This is a genomic window from Streptomyces sp. NPDC059564, assembly GCF_042735575.1.
GTDB lineage: Bacteria > Actinomycetota > Actinomycetes > Streptomycetales > Streptomycetaceae > Streptomyces.
On sequence record NZ_JBHWBP010000324.1, the window covers coordinates 1 to 8,808 of the forward strand.

Sequence of the window (8,808 nt, forward strand, 5' to 3'; positions counted from 1 at the left end):
GAGAGGAACTCGCGGATCTCGTCGCCGTCGAGGACCTCCACGCGGTGGCCCTCGGCGCGCAGCCGCTCGGCCAGCGCGTAGGCGATCGTGGTCTTGCCCGCGCTCGGCAGCCCGGTCAGCCACACGGTGGCGCCCTGGTCGCTCACGCTCATCTGCTCTGTCTCCGTAAGTTCTTCGCTGGTGGTCATCAGCCGTGCAGTCCGCACTCGGTCTTGCCGCGCCCCGCCCAGCGGCCGGCGCGCGCGTCCTCGCCCTCCACCACCCGGCGGGTGCACGGGGCGCAGCCGACGGAGGCGTAACCGTCCATCAGTAGCGGGTTGGTGAGCACGCCGTGCTCCAGGACGTACGCGTCCACGTCGTCCTGGGTCCAGCGGGCGATCGGCGAGACCTTGACCTTCCGCCGCTTCTCGTCCCAGCCGACCACCGGGGTGTTCGCCCGGGTCGGGGACTCGTCACGGCGCAGGCCCGTGGCCCAGGCGTCGTACGCGGTCAGGCCCTCTTCGAGGGGCTTGACCTTGCGCAGCGCGCAGCACAGGTCCGGGTCGCGGTCGTGCAGCTTCGGGCCGTACTCGGCGTCCTGCTCGGCCACCGACTGGCGCGGGGTGAGGGTGATGACGTTGACGTCCATCACCGCGTCCACCGCGTCACGGGTCCCGATGGTCTCCTCGAAGTGGTAGCCCGTGTCGAGGAACACCACGTCCACCCCCGGGAAGACCCGGGAGGCGAGGTGGGCGACCACCGCGTCCTCCATCGAGGAGGTCACGGCGAACTTCTTGCCGAAGGTCTCGGCCGCCCAGGTGAGGATCTCCAGCGGGGTGGAGTCCTCCAGGTCCCGGCCCGCCTGCTCGGCCAGCGCCTGCAGGTTTTTGAGATCCGCGTCCTGAACCGTGGTCATATCTCTTCCCCTCCAGCGTCATTGGACTGAACACCCCGGGCCAGCAGCCCGAGGTACTTCAGCTGGAAGGCCCGGTTGCAGGCCCTGCATTCCCAGGCGCCGTGACCCGTCTCGTTGGGGAACAGGTCCTCGTCGCCGCAGTACGGGCAGTAGAACGGTGCGGCGCGCTCGCTCATGACAGGTCCTCGTCCTTCGCGCGGCCGACCCAGGCGGCGAAGCGCTCGCCGTCCTCACGCTGCTCCTGGAAGCGCGTGACGACCCGCTCGACGTAGTCGGGCAGACCGGTCGAGGTGACCTTGAGGCCGCGGACCTTGCGGCCGAAGCCGGCCTCCAGGCCGAGGGCGCCGCCCAGGTGGACCTGGTAGCCCTCCACCTGGTTGCCGTCGTCGTCCAGGACCAGCTGCCCCTTGAGACCGATGTCCGCCACCTGGATACGGGCGCAGGCGTTCGGGCAGCCGTTGATGTTGATGGTGAGCGGCTCGGCGAAGTCCGGCAGGCGGCGCTCCAGCTCGTCGATCAGCGAGGCGCCGCGCGCCTTGGTCTCGACGATGGCCAGCTTGCAGAACTCGATGCCGGTGCAGGCCATCGTGCCGCGGCGGAACGGGGACGGCTTGACCCGCAGGTCCAGCGCCTCCAGGGCCGCGACGACCGAGTCGACCTGGTCGGCCTCGATGTCGAGGACGACCATCTTCTGCTCGGCGGTGGTGCGCAGGCGGCCGGAGCCGTGCCGGTCGGCGACGTCGGCGATCTTGGTGAGGGTGGCGCCGTCCACGCGGCCGACGCGGGGCGCGAAGCCGACGTAGAACTTGCCGTCCTGCTGCTGGTGCACGCCGACGTGGTCGCGCCACTGGCCGCTGGGCTGCTCGGGCGCGGGGCCGTCGGTCAGCTTGCGCTTCAGGTACTCGTCCTCCAGGACCTGGCGGAACTTGGCCGGGCCCCAGTCGGCGACGAGGAACTTCAGGCGGGCGCGGGTGCGCAGGCGCCGGTAGCCGTAGTCGCGGAAGATCGAGATGACGCCCTCGTAGACGTCCGGGACCTCGTCGAGCGAGACCCAGGTGCCGAGGCGCACGCCGAGCTTGGGGTTGGTGGAGAGGCCGCCGCCGACCCAGACGTCGAAGCCGGGGCCGTGCTCCGGGTGGTTCACGCCGACGAAGGCGATGTCGTTGATCTCGTGCGCCACGTCGAGCAGCGGCGAGCCGGAGATCGCGGACTTGAACTTGCGGGGCAGGTTCGAGAAGTCGGGGTTGCCGACGATGCGGCGGTAGATCTCGTCGATGGCGGGCGTGCCGTCGATGATCTCGTCCTGGGCGATGCCGGCGACGGGCGAGCCGAGGATGACGCGGGGCGTGTCACCGCAGGCCTCGGTGGTGGAGAGGCCGACGGCCTCCAGCCGGCGCCAGATCTCGGGGACGTCCTCGATGCGGATCCAGTGGTACTGCACGTTCTGCCGGTCCGTGAGGTCGGCGGTGCCGCGCGCGAACTCCTGGGAGATCTCGCCGATGACGCGGAGCTGCTCGGTGGTCAGCCGGCCGCCGTCGATGCGGACGCGCAGCATGAAGTACTTGTCGTCCAGCTCCTCCGGCTCCAGGATCGCGGTCTTGCCGCCGTCGATCCCGGGCTTGCGCTGGGTGTAGAGGCCCCACCAGCGCATACGGCCGCGCAGGTCGTTGGGGTCGATCGAGTCGAAGCCCGCCTTGGAGTAGATGTTCTCGATGCGTGTCCGCACATTGAGACCGTCGTCGTCCTTTTTGAACTGCTCGTTGCCGTTGAGGGGGGTGTGGTGTCCGACGGCCCACTGGCCCTCGCCGCGGTGACGGCCGGTCTTGCGGCGCGCGGCGGCTGCGGGTGCGGCTGCGGGCGTTTCGGGGGTGGCGGCCATGACGGGTACGTCCTTCTTCAACGGCTCAAGGCAAGGGCAGGGGGAGCGGCGGCGTGACCCCTGTCATGCTGGCGACTCTGAGCAGGTGTGGCCCATTGCCACCCTTCGTCCGGGTTTGCCGGCGGATGAGGGCGGTGTTCGGCCTTCAGGGGACTTGCGGGGGATCGACGCGTCCGCGGCAGCGGGGACGGCGGCGATGTGCGGCGGTGGCTGGTTCCGTCAGCGCGCCGGACAGATGGCGCTGGACATGCGGCCGAGGTCGACGTGCCGCCGACTCACCAAGGCAATTCCAGCTCCATTCATGGCGGAAGCGTGTCATGTGCCGATTGGAGGAGTCCACTACTGTCCACGATGCGGACGAAGTCGTCCCGAATCGTGGGACCGCGTGACGGGGGTCACCCCGGCCGGGGCTTTCGCGCAGGTGGGAGGGGGTGTCCCGCGGCCCGTGCGGAGGGCGGGGGGAGGGGCGGATTCCGGCCGCGGGGGAGGGCCGGGCGGCGGCGGGGCCGCCCGGCGGGGGTTACGCGCCGGGCCAGGGACCCGGGGTGGGGGTGTCCTGCTTGTCCTCCGTCTCGGTCTCGAAGACCTTGAAGCCGCGCCGCTGGTAGTTGTCCATCGCCGTCGGCCCGTCCTGGCTGCACGTGTGGACCCAGACGCGGACGGTCGGCTCGCGGTCGGGCCAGCGGGCCGCGAGGTCCCAGGCGCGCTCCGTGCCCACCGTCAGCAGGTGCCCGCCGATCCGGCGGCCCCGGAAGTCGGGCAGCAGCCCGAAGTACATGATCTCCACCACGCCGTCCGGCTGCGGGTCCAGTTCTATGTACCCGGCCGGAGTGCCCCGGTCGTACGCCACCCAGGTCTCCACGCCCGGACGCTCCAGCTGCTCCACCCACTGCGCGCGGGTCAGCGACAGCCGGTCCGTCCAGTGGATGTCCCCGCCCACCGAGGCGTACAGGAACCGGCTGAACTCCGGCGAGGGGACCTCCGCGCGCTCGACGCGGATCTCGGGGCCGGGCACGGCCGCCGGGACGAGGTCCTCCGGCGAGGTCATTTCGAGGGACCAGGTGGTGAGAGTGATGGTGCTCATGCGTTTCAGGGAATCACATCCACCCATCGCCGCCGCGGCCCAGGCGGGCCCGGACCACCGCCGGCGCGGTCGAGTGGGGCAGCAGCCGCGCCGGGTCCTCGGGGCGGATCAGCTCCACCTCCACGTCCTCCGCGAACCGGTACGGCCGGTGGGTCAGCACCCCGGCCAGGTGCCGGCGGACCCGGGACAGCTCGGCGCGGACCGTCACGGTACGGGTCGGGTCCCCGAAGAGTTCCGCGGCGAGCTCGGCGGCACTGCGCCCGCGCGGGGTCTCCGCCAGCAGGAACAGCAGCTCCGCGTGGCGCGGGCTGAGCTCCTGGGACCAGCTGCCCGCGGCCCCGTACACCGTCGCCGACCAGGACCGGGGCCGGCTCAGGTCCAGTACGACCCGGCTCACCGAGGGCGCGGTGGCGGAGGCGTCCACGAGCCGCAGCAGCCAGCCGCCGGGCAGCGGCTCCGCCACGCAGTCGCCGAGCTGCGCGATCCACAGCCGCCCGGGGCCGAGCCCCTTCGGCAGCGGGATCCGGTCGGCGGGGGCCAGCCCCGTGACGGCCGCCGTCCAGCCGTGCGGGTCCACGGCCACGGCCCGCCCGGGCAGCCGGGCCAGCAGCGGGGCCGCGACCGACCGCAGCCGCTCCAGGGACTCCAGGTGCCGCACCCGCAGCTCGTGCTCGGCGAGCCGGGCCACGGAGCTGACCCAGGCCAGGGTCGCCGGGTGCATCGTGGCGAGCGGCCCGCTGACGTCGACCACGCCCAGCAGCTGCCCGTCGCGGGGGTCGCGTACGGGCGCCCCGGCGCAGGTCCAGTCGTGGTGGCTGGAGACGAAGTGCTCGGCCGAGAACACCTGCACCGGCCGCCGCGTCACCAGCGCGGTGCCCACCCCGTTGGTGCCGACCACCGCCTCGTCCCAGTCGGCCCCCACCGCGAAGCCCAGCCGGTCCGCCTTCCGCAGGATCGTGCTGTGCCCCTCCCGCCACAGCAGCCGCCCGTCGGCGTCGGCGACGACCATGATGTGCAGGGCCTCGTCGAGCGCGGGCAGCAGCCCCTCGCGCAGTACGGGCAGGACCTCCCGCAGCGGGGAGACCTGCCGCCGTTCCTCGGTCTCCGCCGCGGACAGCAGCCGCGAGCGGGCGTCCCGGTCGGGGTGCACCCCGCCGGCCAGCATCCGCCGCCAGGACTCGGCGATCTCCGGGCGCGGGGCGGCCGGGGGGCGGTCCCCGGCCAGGGCCGCCGCCCGCACCCCCTTGAGCAGACGCGCCGCCTCCCGCGCGTCCATGGCCGAGATGCGCGCCACGTCGACCGCGCTGTCTGCCGTGTTGGCCACCGGAACCTCCCCGTGCTGAACAGGACGTACTGCGGAGGCCGCCCGCGCTCCCGTCCGTGCACCTTCCCCGGGCACGTGCGGCGGGCACCATCCGAACCGAAGGGTCGCAGGGTTGCAACGGTATGCAACTCTCGCCAACCCCCGGTCACCCGACCGAAACTATCGGCACGCCGCCGAGCGGCGTGACAGCTCCTTCCTCGGGGCTTCTCGGATCGCGGAGTGGTGCCGAGTCGGCGCGGCGCCACCCCGCGGTCCCACCTCACGGGCTCGGGTCCCGGCGCTGAGCGGTTCGGGCCGCAGTGGTTTGGGGACCACGGCGGCCCTGGGGGACCGCTCTCAGCCCGTGATCCGTGCCCGTGCCACCACCGAACCCAGGTCCAGGGTGTGCGGCAGCGTCCCGAAGGCCGCGCCCCAGTCCCCGCCCAGCCGTGAGGCGCAGAACGCGTCGGCCACCTCCGGCGGCGCCCACCGCACGAGCAGCGAGCCCTGGAGCACCAGGGCCATGCGCTCCACGATCCGGCGGGCCCGCGCCTGGATCCCGTCGAGGTCGGCCAGCTCGGTCAGCAGGTCCTTGATCGCCGCGTCCAGCCGGTGGTCGGCGCCCCGGGCCAGCCCGACCTCCTGGAGGAAGGCGTTCAGGGCCTGGGGCTCCCGCTGGAGGGCGCGCAGCACGTCCAGGGCCTGGACGTTGCCCGACCCCTCCCAGATCGAGTTGAGCGGGGACTCGCGCAACAGGCGGGGCAGTCCGGACTCCTCGACGTAGCCGTTGCCGCCCAGACACTCCAGGGCCTCGGCGACCATCGGCGTACAGCGCTTGGTCACCCAGTACTTGGCGGCCGGCACCGCGAGGCGCAGGAAGGCCCGCTCCTGCTCCGACCCGGCGCCGTCGGCTGCGTCCTGGGCCGCCGCGAGGCGCAGGGTGAGGACGGTGGCCGCCTCGGACTCCAGGGCGAGGTCGGCGAGGACGTTGCGCATCAACGGCTGGTCGACGAGCGGTGCTCCGAAAGCGGAGCGGTGCTCCGCGTGGTGGACGGCCTGCGTCAGCGCCTGCCGCATCAGCGAGGCCGAGCCGATCACGCAGTCCATCCGGGTCGCGGCGACCATCTCGATGATGGTCCGCACCCCCCGGCTCTCCTCGCCCACCCGCCGGGCCCACGTCGTCCCGTCGAACTCGACCTCGCTCGACGCGTTCGACTTGTTGCCCAGCTTGTCCTTCAGCCGCTGGATCGCGAACGCGTTCCGCGTCCCGTCCGGCAGCACCCGCGGCACCAGGAAGCAGGTCAGCCCCCCGGGAGCCTGCGCCAGCACCAGGAACCCGTCCGACATCGGCGCCGAGCAGAACCACTTGTGGCCCGTCAGCTGGTACTCCCCGTCGGCGCCCAGCGGCGCCGCCGACGTGGTGTTCGCGCGGACGTCGCTGCCGCCCTGCTTCTCCGTCATCCCCATCCCGAAGAGCACCCCGCCCTTCTGGCCGGCGGGCCGCAGCCCCTCCTCGTAGACGTGCGAGGTCAGCCGGGGCTCCCACTCCGCGGCCAGTTCCGGATCGGCCCGCAGCGCCGGGACGGCGGCGTGCGTCATCGAGACGGGGCAGCCGTGCCCCGCCTCGGCCTGCGACCACAGGAAGAAGCCCGCCGCGCGCCGCAGGTGCCCCGCCGGCCGCCCCCAGGCGTCGGTGAGCCCGGAGGTCACCGCGTGCCCGAGCAGCCGGTGCCACGCGGGGTGGAACTCCACCTCGTCGATCCGGTTCCCGTACCGGTCGTGCGTGCGCAGGACCGGCGGATTCTCGTTCGCCTGCCGGCCCCACTCCTGGGCCTGGGCGGACCCCGCGGCCCGCCCCAGCGAAGTGAGCTCCTCCCTTACCTCGTCCCGGAGTTCGGGCGCCGCGTCGGCGAGGTGCCGCTCGACGCCCTCGGTGAGGGCCCGGTCGCCGAGGTAGACGTCGTGGCCGACGAGCGGCGGGGCCTGGTTGCTGACTGTGTGGGTGGTGGCTGCCATGCGGATACCGTAAGGACGTGCAGCCAGCAAAAGAAACACCCCCCGAGCGGATCCCAGGACGGCTCCACCGGGCCCGCGCCCTCTATCGCAACGTCTCGAAGCGGAAGATGGCCTGGCTGCTGCTCAAAGACACCGTCAACTCGTGCATCGAGTACCGGATCCTCGGGCTGGCGGCCGAGGCGGCCTTCTTCACGCTGCTCTCCCTGCCCCCGCTGTTCCTCGGCCTGCTGGGCCTCCTCGGGTACGTGGACGGCTGGACGGACACCCAGTCCGTGCAGAGCATCGAGGAGAACATCCTGCGCGCGGTCGGCACCGTCCTGTCCGACCGGGGCGTCAACGACATCGCGAAACCCATGCTCGACGACGTCACCAGCCGCGGCCGGCCCGACCTGATCTCCCTCGGTTTCGCCTTCGCCCTGTGGTCCGGATCGCGTGCCGTCAACGTCTTCATCGACACCATCACCGTCATGTACGGGCTCGACGGACAGCGGGGCATCGTCAAGACCCGGCTGCTCGCCTTCCTCCTCTACGTGATCGCCCTGCTGATCGGCGCGATCGTGCTGCCGCTGATGGTCGTCGGCCCCGACGCGGTGGTCCGGCTGGTGCCCTGGAGCACCGAGGTGATCGCGGTCCTGTACTGGCCCACGGTCACCCTGCTCTCGATCGCCTTCCTGACCACGCTCTACCACGTGTCCGTCCCCGTCCGCTCGCCGTGGATCGAGGACGTGCCGGGCGCGCTGGTCGCCCTCGCGATGTGGGTGCTGGGCTCGTTCCTGCTGCGGATCTACCTCACCAACACCGTGGAGGGGCCGACGATCTACGGCTCCCTCGCCGCGCCCGTCGCGATCCTGCTGTGGATCGGCATCTCGGCCTTCGCCGTGCTCGTCGGCGCCGCCGTCAACGCCGCCATCGACCGGGTCTGGCCGTCGGTGGCCACGGCGGCCGCGCGCGAGGCGAACGAACGCGTCCGGGAGGCCGAGGCCGCCCAGCTGGTGGCCCGGGCCGCCGCCTGGCGGGCCCTGGCCGAGGGGGAGTCCGAGGACGACGAGGACGCCGGGATGCCCTCCGAGTTCCCGGAGCGCTGGTCGAACTTCCTGCCGCCGGAGGACTACACGTCCCGGCTGCGCAAGCACTGAGCCGCGTAGCCTGGTCCCGTGTACGAGGAAGCGCCGTCGGCCGTCGTGGCCGGGGCCGTGGTCTGGCGGGCGTACGGGTCCCACGGGGTCGTGCTGCCCGACGGGTGCATGGACCTCATGTGGGCCGGCGGCCGGCTCCTGGTGGCCGGGCCCGACACCGGGCCGCACCCCGCCGGGGAGGTGCCCGGCCGGGCCTTCGCCGGGCTGCGGCTCGCCCCCGGCACCGCGCCCGCGCTGCTCGGCGTACCGGCGTCGGAACTGCGCGACCGGCGGGTCGGGCTGGCCGACCTGTGGCCCGGCCCCGAGGTGCGCCGGCTCACCGAGCGGATCGCCGCCTACGAGGACCCGTGCGCGGGCCTCGAAGCGCTGGCCGGGGCCCGCGCCCGCGCCGCGGGCCCGCCCGACCCGCTCCCCGCCGAGGTGACGGCCCGGCTCCGCGCGGGCCAGCCGGTGGCCGTCATCGCCGCCGCCGTCGGCCTCGGCGAACGCCAGCTG

10 protein-coding genes are annotated in these 8,808 nt (G+C 72.9%); 2 read left to right on the forward strand and 8 right to left on the reverse strand.

Annotated features, from left to right (window positions below; genetic code table 11):
- From ACFV0Q_RS33620 to ACFV0Q_RS33655, 8 genes are all read right to left on the reverse strand, one after another.
- The coding region (locus ACFV0Q_RS33620; RefSeq protein WP_385010623.1) for an adenylyl-sulfate kinase at positions 1-152 on the reverse strand (152 nt) is incomplete at its 3' end.
- Positions 153-187: 35 nt separating this feature from the next.
- Entirely contained in the window at positions 188-895 is a 708-nt protein-coding gene (locus ACFV0Q_RS33625; protein WP_385010609.1) for a phosphoadenylyl-sulfate reductase, read from the reverse strand.
- The gene (locus ACFV0Q_RS33630) at positions 892-1,071 is read right to left on the reverse strand and encodes a hypothetical protein (protein ID WP_385010611.1); all 180 of its coding nucleotides are present in this window, start codon (positions 1,069-1,071) and stop codon (positions 892-894) included. Before ACFV0Q_RS33630 ends, ACFV0Q_RS33625 begins: the two co-directional genes overlap by 4 nt.
- A complete protein-coding gene (locus tag ACFV0Q_RS33635; protein ID WP_385010613.1) occupies positions 1,068-2,774 on the reverse strand; it encodes a nitrite/sulfite reductase in 1,707 nt (568 codons plus the stop codon). Before ACFV0Q_RS33635 ends, ACFV0Q_RS33630 begins: the two co-directional genes overlap by 4 nt.
- Positions 2,775-2,993: 219 nt before the next feature.
- On the reverse strand, positions 2,994-3,077 hold the full coding sequence (locus ACFV0Q_RS33640; protein ID WP_312847410.1) for a putative leader peptide: 84 nt from the start codon (positions 3,075-3,077) through the stop codon (positions 2,994-2,996).
- A gap of 217 nt (positions 3,078-3,294) precedes the next feature.
- Positions 3,295-3,858 (reverse strand): GNAT family N-acetyltransferase, encoded by a 564-nt coding sequence (locus tag ACFV0Q_RS33645; protein ID WP_385010615.1) that lies wholly within the window; start codon positions 3,856-3,858, stop codon positions 3,295-3,297.
- A gap of 13 nt (positions 3,859-3,871) precedes the next feature.
- Entirely contained in the window at positions 3,872-5,134 is a 1,263-nt protein-coding gene (locus tag ACFV0Q_RS33650; protein ID WP_385010625.1) for a GAF domain-containing protein, read from the reverse strand.
- 384 nt (positions 5,135-5,518) lie between these two features.
- Positions 5,519-7,177: an acyl-CoA dehydrogenase family protein gene (locus tag ACFV0Q_RS33655; protein ID WP_385010617.1), complete on the reverse strand. Its 1,659-nt coding sequence runs from the start codon at positions 7,175-7,177 to the stop codon at positions 5,519-5,521.
- Between the two features lie 17 nt (positions 7,178-7,194).
- Here ACFV0Q_RS33655 and ACFV0Q_RS33660 point away from each other — a divergent pair, with 17 nt between their 5' ends.
- Positions 7,195-8,313, forward strand: coding sequence for a YihY/virulence factor BrkB family protein (locus ACFV0Q_RS33660; protein WP_385010619.1), 1,119 nt, complete (start codon positions 7,195-7,197; stop codon positions 8,311-8,313).
- A gap of 18 nt (positions 8,314-8,331) precedes the next feature.
- Positions 8,332-8,808, forward strand: a 477-nt coding sequence (locus ACFV0Q_RS33665) for a DUF6597 domain-containing transcriptional factor (protein WP_385010621.1), incomplete at its 3' end; no start/stop codon positions are given.